Genomic DNA, 18,520 nt, shown 5'->3' on the forward strand with positions numbered 1-18,520 from the left:
TAAAAAAGGCTTTCAGTTTTATCTGAAAGCCTTTTTTAAACGTTTTGATTTTTTACTAAGGAGTTACCGGTTCTGCCTTTTTAGGAGCTTCTTCGAAGTGTTTTCCTTTACTTAAATCATATACTGCTGGTGCAGCTAAGAATATAGATGAATAAGTACCTACAATAATACCAATTAAGATCGCGAAAGAGAAACCTCTGATAACTTCACCACCGAAAATAAATAATACTGCTAATACGAATACAATCGTCAATGATGTAATAACCGTTCTACTTAATGTTGTATTTATGGCGTGGTTGATCGTTTCACCAAAATCTTTATTTAAAGCATTTGGTTTGTTTACATCTTCACGGATACGGTCAAATACCACTACAGTATCATTCACTGAATAACCTAATACCGTTAGAATAGCGGCAATAAAATGCTGATCAATATCTAATGAGAATGGAACAATACCATCTAAAATAGAGAACAAACCTAATACAATGATGGCATCATGTACAGTTGCGATTGCCGCACCTGCTGAATATTGCCATTTACGGAAACGCACTAGGATATAAACCGCAATGATTAATAACGCAAAGATAGTTGCATAAATTGATCTTGCTTTCATATCTGTCGCGATACTAGGACCAACTTTCTGAGAAGAAAGAATCTCATATTTGTTGCTTGCATCTACCTTCGATAATCCGTCATTCAATTTAGTTAAGACTTCTTTATCTGCTTCATCAGAAGTCTCTTCTACATGGTAAGTTGTTGTTACACGTACTTGATTTGCAGCACCAAAGACTTTAACTTCAGTTGTTTTCTGGAAAGCATCATCTAAGTTTTGACGCACAGCTTCCAAATCAACTGGTTTATCATAGCGGATGGTATAAGTACGTCCACCTTGAAAATCTACACCTTGGCTAAAGCCTTTAATAAAGATTGATGCGAAACAAGCGATAACAATTACAATAGAAACGATGTAAAGGCCTTTTCTTTTCTTGATGAATTGGAAATTTGCATTTTGCAATGTTTTCGCAGACCAAGGGAAAGAAACTTTAATTTTCATATCACGTTCTAACATCCACTCAAAAATAATGCGAGTAAGGAATATACCTGTGAATAATGAAGTGATAATACCCACCATTAATGTGGTTGCAAATCCTAAAATTGGACCTGTTCCGAAGAAGAATAATACCAACCCAACTAAGAATGTTGTAATCTGTGAATCTAAGATCGAAGGTAATGCGTGTTTGTAACCATCTGCAACCGCTTGACGGATTGATTTTCCACCGGCTAATTCTTCACGTATACGTTCGTAAATTAGGACGTTGGCATCCACCGCAGTACCCATCGTTAATACGATACCCGCGATACCTGGGAGTGTTAATACTGCATTCAGCGATGCCAATACCCCCATGATAAAGAATACGTTTATAAGAACAGCAATGTTTGCTACTAAACCTGCAGTGTTATAGTATGCAATCATGAATACAAGAACAAGCACAATACCGATAACTGCTGAATTCACACCAGAATCAATAGCCGATTGTCCTAAAGTAGGACCTACGATCGCTTCTTCAACGATTTTAGCGGTAGTTGGTAAGCGACCAGCTTTTAGTACGTTCGCTAAATCCTTTGTATCTTCAACTGTGAAAGAACCAGAGATAGATGAATTACCACCAGCGATTTCTTCATTAACGCCAGGTGCAGAATAGACTACATTGTCAAGAACGATAGCGATCGATTGGTGACCTTGTGCTGCTTTAGCTGTAATTTTTTTCCACTCACGAGCACCGTCGCTGTTCATCTGCATGGAAACAACGGGTTCATTTCTCTCATTAAACTCATCACGCGCATTGGTAATAACATCACCAGTTAATACTGGGCCATTATCAACCCCTGCAGGTCTGATTGCATATAAAGAAAGGATATTTGGTGTTTTAGCTTCTGGTTTTACTGACCATAACAATTTTAGATTTCCAGGGATAATAGATTTAACCTCAGGTCTGTTTAAAAAAGCATTTACTTTGGCAGTATCCTTTAAATCTGCACTACCTACCATTGCGCCAGGCATTAAAGCCATTTGTTGATTCTCACCCATGTAAACAGCAGGTCTCAAAACATCAAATAATGGATTTTCTTGCGACAATTTAGCAGCAGCGCTATCTTTTGTGTTTTTATTAGCACCAAGGTTCGCTAATAAGTCATCAGACTTTTTAGTCGAATCTGTTGTTGCTTTATCATCTGTAGAAGCAACTTTTAAAGTTGCAGACAAAGTTTTATTGATGTTTTCCAATAAAGGATACACTTCTTGATTAGCATGAGTTTCGTAAAACTCTAATTTAGCTGATCCTTGTAATAATTTACGGACGCGTTGTTCATCGTTAACACCTGGAAGTTCGATCAAAATACGATTTGTACCTTGTTGAATCTGGATGTTAGGAGAAGCAACTCCAAATTTATCAATACGTGTACGAAGTACTTTGTATGAGTTTTGGATAGCATTATCAGCTTCTTTTTGTAAAAAAGATTCCAATTGTGCATCAGAGTCCCCCGCTTTGATTAAAGATGCATTATCTTTAGTCGCGAAATAAGTTGAAAGTGGAGTCGTACTACCTGCAGCTTTATATTCTTCAATGAATAAATTAACTAGAGATTTTTGACTTGTTTTACTTTTCGAAATAGCAGCTGCAAGTGCAGCATTGAATTTCTCGTCTTTAGGATTATCTGCTAAGTTACGAATCAACTCATCGATTGAGATTTCCATCGTAACGTTCATACCCCCTTTTAGATCAAGTCCTAAAGCAAGTTCTTGTGCTTTAGCTTCTCTATAGGTGTATTTTGCAAAACCTAAATTGTAAACAACCTCGCCAGCGATAGAGTCTAGGTACGATTTTTCACGTGCCATATCTCCTTGTGCATAATTCTCAGCATCACGCTCAACTTTGCGGGTTACAAAAGTGAATGATAGGGCGTATAGACATGCTATAGATACCGCTATCACCAAAAATTTAATCAGCCCTTTACCTTGCATCGTCTGTTTTTAGTGTATTAGTTTGATATTATATGATATAATTGATAACTCATTCTTGTATGAAAATTACAATTCTCCAAGAATGCCAAAGGTATAAAAATTTTGTAAAATGAAAAGCTTTATTTGATTAAGCTTATGATAAAAAGCGATTAAATTGCAATGAATACGATATTGCTATGCAATCTAATAGAAAAAGCCTCCCGTTTGGGAGGCTTTTTCTATAAAAATGTACTGTTTTATTTATCTCAACGTGTATTTGATACCGAAAGAAAAAGTAGATGCATCAAAGTCACTATTGTGGTTTAATCTCCAATCTGGTTTCCAATCTGCGTGAAAACCGATAGGTGCAGCCGGAATTTTAAATTCTAGACCTAATTGAGGACGAAGTGCTACAAGAGTAATATTGTCACCTGCGTCAACAAAAGATAACTGTGCACCAACACCTGCATACCATCCTAATCCTTTAGCACCAGAAAATGGTCTTGCATATTGGTAATCTGCTCCTACAGCAACCACATTGTCATCGAACATAATTTGTGCTTGTCCATTGTTTGCGCCTCCCATAGACTGTTTGTACTGAACACCCCATAAATCGCCTGCTGTACCGTCAAATACAACACCAATTGCAGCGCGTTGTGGTGATTGTGCTTTTGCCTCCTGTGCTCCTAGAGCTAATATGGCAACAGCTGCTACCGATAGTAATACTTTTTTCATAATATGTGTTTTATATAAATTCAATTTAGACATCTTATGCAAATAACCTGCCAAAAGTTGTTACGCACGATGCCGGAATGTTGGCTGTTTGATAAGGTTGCATGATTAAGCTAATGAGAATGAGCTGTTAACTGCATGTTAGGATAATCATTTAAATGTAATTAGTGAAATTAATTTTTATATTTCGCTGAAAATACTTAATTTTGCCTGGCAAATAGAGAACCCAATACATATTTGCCATGCAATTAGATCCACAAAAATTCGTAGCAGAAGGACTTACCTACGACGACGTATTATTAATTCCAGCTTATTCTGAAGTTTTACCACGTGATGTTGATACAAGTACTTTTCTGACAAAAAAAATCAAATTAAATATTCCATTAGTATCTGCGGCTATGGACACGGTGACGGGCGCTGATTTAGCTATTGCTATCGCACAAGCCGGCGGTATTGGTATGTTGCATAAGAACATGACGATTGCAGAGCAGGCTGCTGAAGTACGTAAAGTAAAGCGTTCAGAAAGCGGTATGATTCAAGATCCTGTAACTTTATTGCAAACTGCAACAGTAGGAGATGCTTTTAAAATTATGAAAGATCATAAGATTGGCGGCATTCCTGTAATAGATGAAAAAGGCAAGTTAGTTGGTATTGTAACGAACCGTGATTTACGTTTCCAAAAAGTCATGAGTCAACCGATCTCTTCGTTAATGACGAAAGACAATCTTGTTACTGCACCAGAAGGGACAGATTTAGTACGAGCAGAAGAAATTTTACAAGATCATAAGATTGAAAAACTTCCAGTTGTTGATAATGAAGGTATATTAAAAGGTCTTATTACTTTTAAAGATATTCAAAAATACAAACATTATCCAAATGCAGCTAAAGATACGCACGGTCGTTTATTGGTTGGTGGTGCAGTTGGTGTCACACCAGATACTTTAGATCGTGTAGAGGCTTTAGTAAAAGCTGGTGTTGATGTGATTACTATTGATACTGCACACGGTCATTCAAAAGGTGTAATTGATAAATTGAAATTGGTGAAAGCAACATTCCCTGACTTACAGGTTATTGTTGGTAATATTGCTACAGGTGCAGCTGCAAAAGCATTAGCAGAAGCCGGTGCTGACGCTGTAAAAGTAGGTATCGGACCAGGTTCAATCTGTACAACACGTATTATTGCTGGTGTTGGAGTGCCTCAGTTGTACGCCATCTATGAAGTAGCAAAGGCATTAAAAGGCACTGGTGTTCCATTGATCGCTGATGGTGGTATAAAACAAACAGGTGATATCGCAAAAGCAATTGCAGCTGGTGCTTATACCATTATGGCCGGATCATTATTTGCAGGTGTTGAAGAAGCTCCGGGAGAAACGATCATTTACGAAGGACGTAAATTTAAATCATACCGCGGAATGGGATCTATCGAAGCGATGGAAAAAGGATCTAAAGATCGTTACTTCCAAGACGTTGAAGATGATATCAAGAAATTAGTTCCTGAGGGTATTGTTGGTCGCGTTCCATATAAAGGGACGTTAGCTGAGGTTGTATATCAATACATGGGCGGATTGAAGGCATCAATGGGCTATTGTGGAGCAGCTACAATTGAAAAGCTGCAAGAAGCACAATTTGTACGTATTACTGGTGCTGGATTACGTGAATCTCATCCACATAATATTTCGATTACAAAAGAAGCTCCTAACTACAATAGTAGAGGTTAATAAAAAAAGGTCAGCGATTCAATCGCTGACCTTTTTTTATACCTCGTCTGTTTTTTTCCTGAGATAATTATAGATTTCAATTTGTGAGCGACAAGACTCCTTGTCATTTTCAACGTACCGATTATTGAGTTCATTGTTCAAAATACGGGCTTTTACATTATCGCGCAGCTGGATCTGCAACATATCTTTAATTTCATCCCTTATTTTCTTACTGTTAATTTTTACAGCAGCCTCTATACGGTGATCCAAGTTTCTCGTCATCCAATCTGCTGAAGAGATATAGGTCACTTCTTTTCCAGTAGCATAAAAATACATCACACGAGCATGTTCTAAAAATTCGTCAACGATGCTGATAGCATTGATTGCTCTTTTAAATTTTGTTTGATTTGTGGCGCAATAGATACCTCTTACAATGAGATCAAGCTGTACACCTGCTTCGGCGGCATCATATAATTTCTTAATCAGTATCCGATCACTGAGCGAGTTCACCTTTAAGATGATACGCGCTTTTCTTCCAGCTTTAACCTCCTCAATTTCTTTATCGATATAATGAATAATTCCATTACGCATATCTGTAGGGCAGATGAGTAGGCTATTGCAGTTTTTAATGACTTCAGCTGGATTGCTTTTTGGCTTTTTTAGGAAATGAAAGACTTTGTTTATATCTGCCATGACACTTCTATTGCTGGTCAATAAACAGTAATCTCCATATAGTTTTGCTGTTTTTTCATTGATGTTCCCTGTACTTACAAAACCATATTGAATGGTTTTGGCACCAACTCTTTTTTTAATGATGCAGAGTTTTGCATGTACCTTTTTATTAGGAACACCAGTTAAAACCCGAATACCCTCAAGTTCAAGTTTCTCTTTCCAAAATAGATTATTCTCTTCATCAAATCGTGCCTGTAGTTCAAGCATTACTGTTACATCTTTTCCATTTCGTGCCGCATTAATCAACGCATTGACGATTTTACTATTTGATGCGAGGCGATATGCTGTGATTTGAATGGTCTTAACATCTGGATCCATTGCCGCTTCGCGGAGCAGATCGATTACTGGACGAAAAGTGTGATAAGGAAATGATAGCAAGATATCTTTTTTGATAATGATATCGGTAATCCTTTGTGTTTTGTTCAGCTGAGGATGTGTAAATGCTGGGTTTGTAATAGGCAGGTTTGGTTGCTTAAATACATTAGGGAAGTCCATAAAATGTTTGAAATTATGGATTTTCTGCCCGGGTATGATATTATCTTTTTTCGTTAATTGTAATTTTTTGATTAAAAATTCGACTAACCTAGGGTCCATTTCTTTATCAAAGATAAAGCGTGTTGTTTTACCTTTTCTTCTGTTTTTTATCCCTTTTGATATTTTCTCTGCTAATGTGGTATTGATATCATTATCAATATCAAATTCTGCATCTTTAGTTATTTTGAAGACATGCGCATGAAATTCGTCGAATCCAAAATAAGAAAAGATATAAGGTAGATTGAATTTAATGATGTCTTCTAGTAAAATAATATGTTTTTCCTTCGCTGAGGCGGGTAAGATTACAAAACGACCATTTAGCGTAGTTGGAATTTCGATTATGGCAAATCTTGTTTCATATTCCCATTCCTGTTTGCGCATGGAAATTCCTAAGTAAAGACTTTTATCGCGAAGATAGGGCATAGGACGACTATCATCGAGCAATAATGGAATGACGTTCGACTCGACATCTTCTGAATAGAAATTGCGAACAAATTCTTCTTGTTTGAGGTTGAGCTGACTTGCATCTTTGATATATACATGCTGTTGCGCCATCTCTTTTTGTATAAGCGCCCAAAAATTATCAAACTTTTTTTGCTGTTTTATAACAATCGTATTGACTTCATCCAGTATAATTTGTGGGTCTTCAAAAAAGGATGTATTAGCCTCTTTGTCTTTAATATCTATTGCGCGTTTTAGCCCCGGTATGCGTACTCTAAAAAATTCGTCTAGGTTATTAGAAAATATGCCTAAGAATTTTATTTTAGAAGGAAGAGGTACTGTTTCATCAGCCGCTTCCTGTAGAACTCTGCTATTAAAACTTAACCAGCTGACATCTCTAGGAATGAATTTTCGTGCCATATTTTTTTTAATACTTCTTATTTATGCGATTAGCCTCAAATGTAAATTTACTTAATTAATGTAGTATTTTAATAGTATTAAATAATTGTTAAATATATATGTAGTAACACCTCTTTAATACTATTAAGTGACCTAGTTATCCGTTATTTTGATTTGAATACCTGTCGAATGTGATGACATTTCTGGCGCATATAGATTTTGAATAGTTGTTATTCCATTTGAAAATATACCCGCATTATTTGCTCTTAACTCATATTCAAATACGTAGCTTCCTTGTGGTAAATAATCGATAAAAAAATTCGTTGCAGCGTCTTTGGTGCTTTCATAATAACCAAAACCTTGTTTGTATTTATAGGTTGATGTTACATTTGTTGGCTCAAACCCAGATGCTCGCATATCTTTGAGGTGTACGAATGATAGATTTCTATCACTTTTTATCAAAATCCGTACTTTCACAATATCTCCAAGTTGAATAGGTGTTGCTGCTGTTATAGGGACTAGTACTTCTTTCAACTGTTCAATTTTCTTGAGATAAAGCTCTTTTTGTAAGCTAATGGTTGATGAGGCGGACCGTATCTGATCTAATTGTTCAAAATACTGGTAATACAAACCTCCTAATGCTATGCCAGGACTTGCTTTTGAGATTTCAACTTTCCCTAATTCAGGTTTAATTTCTTTTTTCATCCAACTTTCTTTCCTGTAACCAGAACCGATTTGTTTCGATATTTGTGTTTCATCTAATGGTTTACCAGCGACTTTTATGGTAAGACCTTCTGGAGCATCTAGCCAGTTTTCGCCATAGTTGATCAAGGCATCAACAGCAGCGACGGTCGCTTTAGTTGAATTCCAGTGTCGTACTTGTTTATTTTTGATCAACCAGATCTTCATATTTTCAATTGCTTTTTTATCTTGACTTACTTCGTCAAATGCTCTTATCAGTTGGGCTTGTGTCTCAATTGGTGCTTCGTACCAAGACCAGCCAGGTTGATTTTGATTCCAGTACATACCTTTTTCAACAGATTCAATAGATTTTTGTTGCAATTGTTTGATGACTAGTGCAGCAGATTCCTTTAAGTTGTAGCGATTTAAAATAAGGGCTACTTTGGCTTGCGTGCTAATACTATATGTTAGTTTATTTTTATCTATCTCTTTTAGAAAATATGCAATAGCTGGTTCCAGTTGCGTATTTTTATCTTCAGGCGAATAACTGTTTCTTACGAAGAGATATTCGATTCCTTGATCAATATTAGGTTTCATCTTATTGTCTTGCTGAAAACGGGACCAATTATGTAAAATCTCATTGTCTAAAAATGCGAAGCCTTTCGTGATGATCGGTTTAACCATATTTGTCAAATCAAATTCAGCAATGATGCCTTTCGCATTTAATTTATTGATGCCCTCAAGGATATAGGTGGAGACCTGGAAATTCTCATTACCTCCAGGATACCATGAAAACCCTCCACCGGATGATTGCAAAGCAGCAAGTTTCGCGACGTCTGTTTTTAATGTATTTTTAAGCGTATTCTGATCAAATAGATGTGCAATGTTCTTCATTGTTTCTTCCTCATTAATTGCATCTTTTAACCAAGGTGTTTCCTGTATCATAATTGTTTTCAATTCCTCATTGATACGTAAATTTGATTGAAGTTGCTGTTTACCTTTCCATTGTTCAAATACAGGCTTTATTTTTGGGTGCTGATTGACCAGATGTGCAGAAAATGAATTTAGATAGAATTTACTGAAAATTGATTCTGATGATTCATATGGATACTCATTGACATAGGGTAGCGCAAATAAGGCATGATAGATCGGATTGCTTGTTAATTCTACTGTATAGCGGTATGGTTCGGAAGTAGACGAGCCCTGTTGTAAACTTTTCATTTCAAAAGATTTCGACTGACCTTCTCTTACAGCAATAGGTAAAGTTTCTGTGACTAACATACTGTTTTTTAGAACAGGAATAGTGGATTCTTCACCGTCAGAGAAGTTACCTCCTTTTGCCACGATACGGTAGGTGATTGCTTCAATATTTTTAGGGATCGTAATTTCCCAGCTCGTATTTTCACTGCCTTTAGCAATTACCGTAATTTGTTTTATTGGAATGTTAAGATCTAGGGGCGCCATGGTAATTGCATCAAACATTTCTAGCGAAACAGAGGTTTTTAAATCATTTGCAGACAAGTTATTGACCTTTGCTTTGATTGTTATTTGATCTGCTTCTCTAAAGAAACGTGGCATATTGGGTACAATCATCAGATCTTTTTGTGTTTCAACAAAATTAGTGTAGGTACCTATAGCTAATTCTTTACTATGCGCGATTGCCATAAACTTCCAGCGGGTTAAACTTTCTGGAGAATCAAAGCTGAACACCGCATGACCATCTTTATCTGTTCGTAGTTGAGGTAAGAAGAAAGCTGTTTCCTGTAGATTTTTCCGAATCTGAATTGGATTATCGCCTTTATTTTTGTCGATTTCTGCTTGACTGGAGACTACGACTACCTCTTCCATTACAGGAGATGCTGCATCTGCGAGCATAAGATCTTCTTGGACTGCTCCAGCCGCCTGTTTTGCTACTGTACCTCGGATTCTAAGTGATCCAGTAGGGGACATTCTTCTGGTACGGCCAAAATCATAATTATTGATATTGAATCCAAAATTCTTAAATCGATCGTAATCTAGTGCTGTGTTAAAATTCAATTCGCCAAAATTTTGGATGAAAGTACTTCTGCTGAGATTATTGGTATAATACCAGGCTCTATAAGAAGGATATGAATAAGGATTTAGAGGAAATGAAAAATCATTGCTGGTCACATTTTTAAGTTTGTCTAAAGATGCGTCATACATATTCACCAAAAGCTCTGATGCAATCTGCTCCCCTTTTTTTCCTTTAATGACCAATTCCCAAGTTTCTTTTTGTCCAGGATACAGTTTATTTCTGAAAGTTTTTGTTTCTATTGTTAGCGATGGGCTATATTGTTGTATTGGCAATACCAAAGTTTTAGTGAAAAGCTGTCCATTTTTAACACCAGTGAAATTCAATACCAAACTATTCTTGATGGTTTTAGGAATTTCAACTTGAATTGTTGTTTTCGTTTTTGAAACGACTTTAAAATCTATTTTTTCATCTTCGGAAGAAGTCATGTTGAGATGAAGAGAATCAAAATCCGTTTCCAGACTTATTTTAGCCTTGTCAGCTAGTTGATAATTAGCTTTGTCAGCAGTAACGGTCAAAGGTGATTTTTCATCTGATTGTAGCCGTGAATTGTTGATTTCAATCATCCGCTCACTACGAATAGTATCTTCCGCAACAATTGAAATTGCTTCCAATTTATATTTTCCTGCAAAACTACTGCTGTTTGGAAGTTTTATTTTATTTGATTGGGAAAGATCAAAATCTGCCTCGTAAACCACCGTAAAATCCTCTTCTTTTTTATATTCAATTCCGTAAGGTTCATAGGGGAACTTCTGTAAAAATTCATCCTTAGGAATGCTATTGTAGTAACTAAAGTCATGCGCAATATAGAATGACGGGGAGACAATAAGACGTTTATTTTCTATTCGTTTTTTTAGTATAAATTTACCTTTTGCAGGTACTTTTTGTCCAGATAGGTTTTGTGCACTTATTGTAATCGAATCCAGATCATTTGCATCAATTTGTTCTGGTGCATCTATCTGTAAAGTAAAGGGAATATTTCCGATAGTTAAACGGGTGGTACTTTCATTGGTTTCACCAGTAGCATCCATTACTGAGGCATTGATGTTGAATGATTGGGTAACTCGCCACTTGCTGTTAAAATCTTGTGGTATTTCACTTTTGAAACTAATGATAAAATTTCCCTCGTTATCAGTTCGTATGGTATCTATTTTGATTGTCTCGCTAAATGTGCGATCGATAATTCTATCATATACATCGAAAGGTCTTATTCTATTTTCAACTTTGTTGACCGAATATGCCACCGTGGCATTAGCTATAGGAACACCGCTAAAAGATATAGCTTTTCCTGTTATAGAAATGGAGTCACCTAATGATTTCTTATCTTTAAATTCGTCAAAAGTAACTTCAAATTTTGGACGTTTATATTCTTCTACACTGAAGCTGTAATTTTGGTTTATGCCATCACCAGTAATCTGTATATAATACTGACCTGTTACATTACCTGTATTTAAGATAAATGATCCTGCTATTGATCCAAAATCATTGGTGACCAATGTTTTTTCATCAACACGTTGATTATTTGTATCGTATAATCCCACAACGATGCGTTTATCAGCCATAGTTGCGTATTTAATCTTTTCGTAATTCTTATATACGATTGCTTTGAAATAGACAATCTGGCCCGGTCTATAGATCGATCTATCCGTAAATATTTTTGCATCGTAATGTGCGTCTTCTTTATGATCAACTTGAGGATAATAGTATGAATTGAAGGGGATGAATACAGGTTCATCATTAATCCTTAAAAAAAGATTTCTATTTTGATTTTTATTGTTAAAAACACCATTCTTATTTGTCGCTTCAGTTGATTGTAGTTCAAACTTATCTTGACGTAAGTTGTAAAATTTCAATGAGGCATTGGATTGTTGTGTACCTGTTTCCCGGTTTACGATCAGTACAACTTGATCATCTTGCAACATTGCGTATTTGCTAAAATTTAATTTTAGATAACCATAGCAGTTTTTTTCATTGTATTCGTTTTCAAATGGAGAGGAAGCATATACGATGGTATAAGAACCTGCATCAAGTGCAGGGATTAGCAAAGTTGTCTCGTGACTTACTTGATCTTTAAAATCTTTAAGATCAAAAAAGCCTTCCTTTACAACGTTGTTATTTTTGGTGAAAGTGTGGATATTGTTCCATAATGTACTATCATTAGCGTTGTTAATTTCGGATTGAAAACGATCTAAGATATTTCTTGGACGTATTATTTTATAGAATATCTTACTGACATTTCGGTGTGTCACTTTCATTAATGCCTCTTTATTCGCGGTATTAAATTCCTTCGATTCAAGAAGAATTTCTGGTTTTAATATATTTTGACGGACTGTTGATAGATAGGTTTTTGTATGAGCACTGTCCGCAAGCGGTAAATACGTTTCTATTTTTCTTAGTAAGATATTTATTTGTTCTTGTTGATTTACCGCGACAATATTTGCCTTGTTTTTGTAGATGTTGATATAATCTACAATCATAATTTCTTTGAGTGGGGACTGCTTATATTTTGCGATCCAATTTTCAAGAATTTGTAATCTGGAAGAATCCGGATTATTTTTGCTACGCAATAATTGGTATTGATTAAATAAATAGGCATCTATATTTTTGCCCTCATGGATTTTTATAAGATCGTGGTATAAGCTATCGACAATTTTGGTATTACTATCTTTTTGATTTCTAGCTGAAGAGATCTGGTAGGGCTGATTTTGTTGAAGGAGATCGATATAATCATAAACTGCAATATCGTATAGCGTTGGCAGATAGGACTGCTGTGGTGATTCAATGAGTTTACTCCATTTTTCTTTTGGTTCATGCAAGAGCATGTCTTTTTCTATTAAGGCATTTTGATATAAGGATTTGATTTTATCTTCAAATTGTTTACTTGTCCAGAAAGTAAAATCGTTATTAACATCGTTTTGTACTTCAGTACGCTGATTAATGCTGTAATAATTACTGATGAAATAATCGTTATAATTACGGGCCTGTTGAATGGTTAAAATGGCTTTCGCGGTTTTATTCTCGAGCTGTTTAATTTTGATATCAAATTCTTGAATGACTTTTAATTTTATATCCGAATCATCTGAAGTCTGCATGTTTATCTTTTGGCGATATAGAAAAGCTTTGACCTGTTCATCATACCAATTTCTTTTTACTGCTTCGGCTTCTACCTTAGCAAGAATAGGAGAGATCTCTTTCCAAAATTGATTATCAGCCAGACTGTCAATCTGCATCCATAAGGGAGCAAGATTGTTTTTCTTTTGTGCATATGAATGCGATAAGCACAATAATGAGTATATGAAAAGGAGTATTTTTTTCATGATAAAACCTATAGAAAATAAAAAAAGAGAATACAATGCGTATTCTCTTTAAATATAAAGAATTTATTGTTCCTTTTTATTTTTTATCCATACCCGATTTTTTTGAAATTTGAATCGCTTGAAACTTCTTCCCATCATAGTGGGGAGCTTCTATAGTTAGTGAAGTAGGATAGGGCGTATTTTTATCAAAAAAGTAAGCCGTAGTTGAGCTTCCATAATCATTTACCGGTAGTAAATCTATGCAGGCCTTATAATCTGCTTCATCAGGTTTGCCAACAGAAATTGCATATATGCGTATGATACCGCCTTTATTTTGCTCATTTCTTACAAATGCAACCTCTTTAAATTCGCCAGGTAGATCTTCAATGCTTTTTTGTGTTAAAGAATCCTTTAACATGAAGGCTAGAATTGCTAGAATAGGTATGATAATTAACCATACCCGTTTATTTTTTTTCATTAAACTTATTCATTATGAGTGTAAGCTTCCATTTGTATCAGTAAGCTCAGCGTACTCGAGTTGTTTTTGTAATGGTAATGAAGCTATCATGAGCAAGAAATTTATATCCTTACTTATTTCACGATCTTGATAGCTTCCTTAAACGTATTGTAATTAAATTGCTATTGTAATTCCTAATAGTTTGTAAAATTCCTTAAGAATAGCTTGATGACCTGGCCAAGCAGGTGATGTTACTAAATTTCCATCTACAATCGCTTGATCTGCGGGGATGTTTTTCCATGTTCCGCCAGCAAGTTCGATGTCTGGTCCTACAGCTACATACGCCGTTAATGTACGTCCTTGGAGTACTTTTGCTGCTGTTAAAACTTGTATGCCATGACAGATCGCCGCAACGGGCTTATTGTTGTCAAAAAAATACTTTGTTATTTCTAATACACGTTTGTTCAGTCGGATATACTCTGCAGACCGGCCTCCCGCTATATACAGACCATCATACTCTTCTACATTAATGGTATCAAAATCTTTATTGATTCCAAAATTGTGTCCACGTAATTCCTTATAGGTTTGGTCACCTGTGAAATCATGAACTGCAGTAGGTACTACATCACCTTTTTTGCGATCTGGTGCTACAGCATCAACATCAATACCTAGAGAACCCATAGCCTGAAAAGGAACCATTGCTTCGTAGTCTTCTACGAAATCGCCAACAAGTAATAATATTTTCTTTGCCATAAATTTGTTTTTTATCTCTCCAAGATACAAAAAAGTCAGAGACGACTATGACTTTTTCTGTTAAGTTATGGTTAAACTAGCTTTGCCGTTCTCTCTTTTAAAGCACGTTTAGTTGCTCGTACTTTAGCTTCTAACTTACTTCTATGTTGAATATTTGTAACTCCTTTTCCGCTTTCGAAATTATTTCCAAATTCAGGTAAGGAGAATGAGTCCAAAACTTCTGCCCCATCCCAAGTGATTCTATTTACGGCTGTATTTAAAACAGTAGATCCACCCATAGGTCCTGGGCTAGTAGCTAATAGAAAAACAGGTTTTCCATTGAACGTTTTACGACCTGCAATTCTGGATACCCAATCGATGATGTTTTTGTAACCAACATTGTAAGAACCATTGTATTCTGCAATCGATATCAATAAAAAATCGGATTCATCAATTTTTGACGCGAAATCTAATGCTAATTGTGGAATGCCAGACTCTATTTCTCTATCAATAGAATACAAGGGCATTTCGTAATCATTCAAATCTAATATATCGATTACATCGTCTACTTCTTTATAATATTTAGAAACTGAAGTAACGAAAGTTTTGTTAATTGAATTTCTGCTGTTACTAGCAGCAAATGCTAATATTTTCATTTTGAGCTTTTATTATTTGATGTTCAAACGTACAATATTAATTTTATGAAAATGTCAAAATAATGTTTGAAAGGTTCCAAAATAGTTATTTATTGACCTAGATCAAGATTAAAACGTTCATACATGCCCAGAAAGCCAGTTAACCCTCCGGTATGAATAACCAAAATGCGTGCATCAGGTTTAAAGTAATCTTGAGAAATCAAATCATTAACCGCAAAAAAGAGTTTACCTGTATAAGTTGGTTCGATCATGATTCCTGTATTGGAAACAAATTTTTCAATGAACCGTAAAAGTTCGGGTTTAGTTTTCGCGTATCCTCCAAAATGATATCCAGTATGAAGGGTTGCAACAGGATCGCTAGGATATATTTTGTGCACTTCATCATGAATAAAATCTCCTCCTTTTAAGACAGGTACACCATGGACAACAGTTTGTAATCCAGATGCCGCTACACCGTGTTGTAATCCTGCGAGGGTAGTCCCAGTACCGCAGGCGCAAAAAATATGATCGTAAGATTCCTGTAGTGATGCTATAATTTCTTCGCATCCTTTAGAACCAAGCGGTCCATGACCTCCCTCATCTATAAAATAAGCATTTGAGTTATTACTGAAATGTTTATCAAACAGAACTTGCTTATTTTTAAATTCGGTACGATCAGTATAGATAATTTCCATCCCAAATAATCGACACATGGCGATGAGCGGATTATTTATTCCAGGGTCACTCCGTAAAAAGGCTGTTGTTTTTAGACCAAAGGTAGCACCGGCGCAAGCTGTTGCCAAAATGTGGTTAGACCATGCACCGCCAAAAGTGACCAAATGGTTTTTATTTTCTGCTAATGCACGCTCCAAATTAAATTTTAATTTCCGCCATTTATTACCTGAAATAAACGGATGGATCATGTCATCACGCTTTATAGAGACATCAATAGTTTTTTTTCCCCAGTCTGGAAAACTAATTTTTTGTTCGGGACTATAAAAATTAAAAGATATCATACACTTTAATGTACAAAGTTAGTAGAATTTGTATGAATTAGGTTATTTTTGTACGATGGCTGAAAATTTAGAGTTACAAGAGCAAGATGATCAAGAGTTATTTGAACATTTGCGTATAGAGGTAGATAAAGGACAAGCGTTACTGCGCATCGATAAGTTTCTGATGAATAGAGTAGAGAATGCATCTCGAAATAAAATTCAGGCAGCTATTGAAGCGGAGTCCGTATTAGTGAACGAAAAGCCTGTAAAGGCAAGCTACAAAGTGAGACCATTTGATGTGATCACTGTTGTCTTGCCCGATCCCCCAAGAGATACCGAAGTATATCCCGAAGATATTCCCTTGGATATCATTTATGAAGATAATGATGTATTGATCGTCAACAAAGAATCAGGAATGGTTGTCCATCCTGGTTTTAATAACTATAATGGAACATTGGTAAATGCTTTAACGCATCATATTCAGCAGCTGCCACAGTTACCCGGAAACTCTGATCGTCCAGGTTTAGTGCACCGTATTGATAAAGATACGTCTGGATTACTTGTTATTGCGAAGAATGAAAAGTCGATGACTCACTTGGCGAAGCAATTTTTTGATCACAGTATCACAAGAAAATACATTGCGCTGGTATGGGGTGATATTAAAGAAGATGGTACCATTACAGGTTATATAGGGCGTCATCAGAAAGATAGACGTATTATGGCTATGTACGACAGTGAAGCAAATGGGCGCTGGTCTGTTACCCATTACCGGGTTATAGAACGTTTAGGTTATGTGACTTTAATTGAATGTCAGTTGGAAACTGGAAGAACACATCAGATTCGTGCACACATGCAATCTATTGGTCATCCATTATTTAATGATGCCATGTATGGTGGAGACAAGATTATAAAAGGTACCGTATTTACAAAATACAAACAGTTTGTAGAAAATTGTTTTAAAATATTACCTAGACAAGCTCTTCACGCAGAAGTAATTGGTTTTGTACATCCAACTTCAAAAGAAAATATTAAATTTGAAGTACCATTACCAGAAGATTTTCGTTTAGGATTGGAGAAATGGCGTAATTATGCCGCTTTATCAAAACCAACTGAAGAATAATATTTATACTTAAATGCCAACAACATATATCAATTTTAACGGTAATATTTTACCTGAAGAACAAGAGATATTCTCTATTGAGAATAGGGCAGTACGTTATGGCGACGGCTTGTTTGAAACGATGCTGTTTAAAGATGGTGAGATCAGATTCCTAGCTTTCCATATGGAAAGGTTGCAAAAAGGGATGCTCGCTTTACATTTGGAAGATGCAAATCTTTATGATGAATTTTTCTTTCGTTCTAAAGTAGAGGAACTGATACGGAAAAATAATATGGTCGGTCAGCTTGTCCGGATACGCTTAACTGTTTTTAGAAATGGGGGCGGTTTGTACAGTCCACATTCAAATAAACCTTCGTACGTGTTTCAGGTTGCGAAACCTGAACCTAATCTGAAGGATAAAAAAGTAGGTTTAATTGTTGATTTGTATACCGAGTATAAAAAACCATTTAGTGATTTATCAAAAATTAAATCACTAAATTCTCAAATTTATGTTTTAGCTGGAATTCACAAGAAAAAAATGGGTTTTGATGATGTTTTATTATTGAATCAAGAAGGATTTTTATGCGAAGCATTGAGTTCAAATATATTTGTTCATTACGAGAAAACGTTATATACACCTGCTCTTTCAGAAGGCTGTATTGAAGGTGTTATGAGACGTGTTGTGATCGATATGGCCATTGATGAAGGAATAGAAGTAGTAGAAGCTCAGATAAGCCCACAGATCATGAAAGAAGCAGAAGAGATATTTCTCACGAACGCTGTTCAAGGGGTACAGTGGGTCATGGGTTATAAACAAAAAAGATATTTCAATAAAATTTCCAGAATATTGCAGAATAAATTGCAAAACTGGAATTACAACGATCCTGAATAAAGTAAAGTAGAAATTCAATAAAAAGCTTCTAAACGGTATTACCGTTTAGAAGCTTTTTTATTTATGTGATGATTACAATTGAAGAGAGTGGTGATCAATTTGGGAATCATTTCTGTACATCTTAAACAAGTAAAGCGTTCAAAA

The 18,520-nt window shown here is 35.6% G+C and carries 11 protein-coding genes; 3 read left to right on the forward strand and 8 right to left on the reverse strand.

Features of this window, described 5'->3' with window-relative positions; genetic code table 11:
- Positions 1-55 precede the first annotated feature (55 nt).
- Positions 56-3,022, reverse strand: a complete 2,967-nt coding sequence (secDF, locus tag EDF66_RS06135) for a protein translocase subunit SecDF (protein WP_132841323.1) — start codon at positions 3,020-3,022, stop codon at positions 56-58.
- A 240-nt stretch (positions 3,023-3,262) separates the two neighbouring features.
- A complete protein-coding gene (locus EDF66_RS06140) occupies positions 3,263-3,736 on the reverse strand; it encodes a hypothetical protein (protein WP_031289033.1) in 474 nt (157 codons plus the stop codon).
- Between the two features lie 239 nt (positions 3,737-3,975).
- Here EDF66_RS06140 and guaB point away from each other — a divergent pair, with 239 nt between their 5' ends.
- Positions 3,976-5,451: an IMP dehydrogenase gene (gene guaB, locus EDF66_RS06145; RefSeq protein WP_021191186.1), complete on the forward strand. Its 1,476-nt coding sequence runs from the start codon at positions 3,976-3,978 to the stop codon at positions 5,449-5,451.
- Between the two features lie 36 nt (positions 5,452-5,487).
- Here the strand turns inward: guaB and ppk1 are convergent, their stop codons facing one another.
- From ppk1 to EDF66_RS06175, 6 genes are all read right to left on the reverse strand, one after another.
- Positions 5,488-7,557 (reverse strand): polyphosphate kinase 1, encoded by a 2,070-nt coding sequence (ppk1, locus tag EDF66_RS06150; RefSeq protein WP_132841325.1) that lies wholly within the window; start codon positions 7,555-7,557, stop codon positions 5,488-5,490.
- 132 nt (positions 7,558-7,689) lie between these two features.
- The gene (locus tag EDF66_RS06155; protein WP_132841327.1) at positions 7,690-13,587 is read right to left on the reverse strand and encodes an alpha-2-macroglobulin family protein; all 5,898 of its coding nucleotides are present in this window, start codon (positions 13,585-13,587) and stop codon (positions 7,690-7,692) included.
- A 76-nt stretch (positions 13,588-13,663) separates the two neighbouring features.
- On the reverse strand, positions 13,664-14,044 hold the full coding sequence (locus EDF66_RS06160; protein ID WP_132772658.1) for a hypothetical protein: 381 nt from the start codon (positions 14,042-14,044) through the stop codon (positions 13,664-13,666).
- Positions 14,045-14,197: 153 nt separating this feature from the next.
- Positions 14,198-14,776, reverse strand: coding sequence for a DJ-1/PfpI family protein (locus tag EDF66_RS06165; RefSeq protein WP_021191181.1), 579 nt, complete (start codon positions 14,774-14,776; stop codon positions 14,198-14,200).
- Between the two features lie 71 nt (positions 14,777-14,847).
- A complete protein-coding gene (locus EDF66_RS06170) occupies positions 14,848-15,411 on the reverse strand; it encodes an NADPH-dependent FMN reductase (protein ID WP_132772660.1) in 564 nt (187 codons plus the stop codon).
- A gap of 89 nt (positions 15,412-15,500) precedes the next feature.
- Positions 15,501-16,406, reverse strand: coding sequence for a 1-aminocyclopropane-1-carboxylate deaminase/D-cysteine desulfhydrase (locus EDF66_RS06175; RefSeq protein ID WP_132841328.1), 906 nt, complete (start codon positions 16,404-16,406; stop codon positions 15,501-15,503).
- A gap of 55 nt (positions 16,407-16,461) precedes the next feature.
- Between EDF66_RS06175 and EDF66_RS06180 the strand changes: the two genes are divergently transcribed.
- Complete coding sequence (locus EDF66_RS06180; protein ID WP_021191179.1) at positions 16,462-17,505, forward strand: RluA family pseudouridine synthase; 1,044 nt, start codon at positions 16,462-16,464, stop codon at positions 17,503-17,505.
- Positions 17,506-17,518: 13 nt separating this feature from the next.
- Positions 17,519-18,376 (forward strand): aminotransferase class IV, encoded by an 858-nt coding sequence (locus EDF66_RS06185; RefSeq protein WP_132841330.1) that lies wholly within the window; start codon positions 17,519-17,521, stop codon positions 18,374-18,376.
- Positions 18,377-18,520: the final 144 nt, after the last annotated feature.

Origin of the sequence: Sphingobacterium sp. JUb20, from assembly GCF_004342035.1 — a bacterium.
Classification (GTDB): domain Bacteria; phylum Bacteroidota; class Bacteroidia; order Sphingobacteriales; family Sphingobacteriaceae; genus Sphingobacterium; species Sphingobacterium anhuiense.

Bases quoted from the DNA above. Each gene is read 5' to 3' on its own strand.
- ppk1 (WP_132841325.1), bottom strand. From the start codon at position 7,557: ATGGCACGAAAATTCATTCCTAGAGATGTCAGCTGGTTAAGTTTTAAT.
- EDF66_RS06160 (WP_132772658.1), bottom strand. From the start codon at position 14,044: ATGAAAAAAAATAAACGGGTATGGTTAATTATCATACCTATTCTAGCA.
- secDF (WP_132841323.1), bottom strand. From the start codon at position 3,022: ATGCAAGGTAAAGGGCTGATTAAATTTTTGGTGATAGCGGTATCTATA.
- EDF66_RS06185 (WP_132841330.1), top strand. From the start codon at position 17,519: ATGCCAACAACATATATCAATTTTAACGGTAATATTTTACCTGAAGAA.
- EDF66_RS06165 (WP_021191181.1), bottom strand. From the start codon at position 14,776: ATGGCAAAGAAAATATTATTACTTGTTGGCGATTTCGTAGAAGACTAC.
- EDF66_RS06140 (WP_031289033.1), bottom strand. From the start codon at position 3,736: ATGAAAAAAGTATTACTATCGGTAGCAGCTGTTGCCATATTAGCTCTA.
- guaB (WP_021191186.1), top strand. From the start codon at position 3,976: ATGCAATTAGATCCACAAAAATTCGTAGCAGAAGGACTTACCTACGAC.
- EDF66_RS06175 (WP_132841328.1), bottom strand. From the start codon at position 16,406: ATGATATCTTTTAATTTTTATAGTCCCGAACAAAAAATTAGTTTTCCA.
- EDF66_RS06155 (WP_132841327.1), bottom strand. From the start codon at position 13,587: ATGAAAAAAATACTCCTTTTCATATACTCATTATTGTGCTTATCGCAT.
- EDF66_RS06180 (WP_021191179.1), top strand. From the start codon at position 16,462: ATGGCTGAAAATTTAGAGTTACAAGAGCAAGATGATCAAGAGTTATTT.
- EDF66_RS06170 (WP_132772660.1), bottom strand. From the start codon at position 15,411: ATGAAAATATTAGCATTTGCTGCTAGTAACAGCAGAAATTCAATTAAC.